Source organism: Roseburia sp. AF02-12 (genome assembly GCF_003461765.1).
Classification (GTDB): domain Bacteria; phylum Bacillota; class Clostridia; order Lachnospirales; family Lachnospiraceae; genus Roseburia_C; species Roseburia_C amylophila.
Genome location: NZ_QTXS01000009.1, coordinates 1 through 544 on the forward strand (window position 1 = coordinate 1; position 544 = coordinate 544).

The 544-nt window shown below is 37.7% G+C and carries 1 protein-coding gene; it reads right to left on the bottom strand.

Annotated features, from left to right (window positions below):
* Positions 1 to 89 precede the first annotated feature (89 nt).
* On the bottom strand, positions 90 to 518 hold the full coding sequence (locus DV740_RS14630) for a hypothetical protein (protein ID WP_055291182.1): 429 nt from the start codon (positions 516 to 518) through the stop codon (positions 90 to 92).
* Positions 519 to 544: the final 26 nt, after the last annotated feature.

Here is a 544-nt window from a genome sequence, read left to right on the forward strand (position 1 = left end):
TTTTGACCATATTTATTGTTTTATATGTTACTTCTCTATTAGTTCTGCAAACTAGAATTTATTACTCCATCAAACTGGAATTTGTCGCTTTAATACCCGTGGTCAACATGTTCCCAATTCCCACTGTCATTCCTAATTAGAATCCATTTCCAATCATCATATGTTGAATCCGGATTAAGCGAACCATCCCCGCCTGATGAGTCTACATCGAAAGATGATAATATTACGATTGCTTCATCCGCGTCATATTGTTCAGCCCATTCATCAAATTCATCGGCGTATGTATCTCCGGGATAGGACAGTTTTGTCAGTGTGCAGCCGTCAAATTCGTTGCCGAAATAGTCTTTTACTGTTTGGAAAGCCGCCTCAATATCACTGTCTGAATATATTTCCGATGGTTTCCAATCAGGAATTTGAACATTGTCAATATTCCCACCACTATTCTTTCCACTACAGCCGGCAAGAACAAAAATCATTATCAAAGCTGTCAGAAAACAGAATAAAGTTTTCCTATTCATTTTTCGATACCTCCTACGAATTCAAA

Bases quoted from the DNA above. Each gene is read 5' to 3' on its own strand.
- DV740_RS14630 (WP_055291182.1), bottom strand. From the start codon at position 518: ATGAATAGGAAAACTTTATTCTGTTTTCTGACAGCTTTGATAATGATT.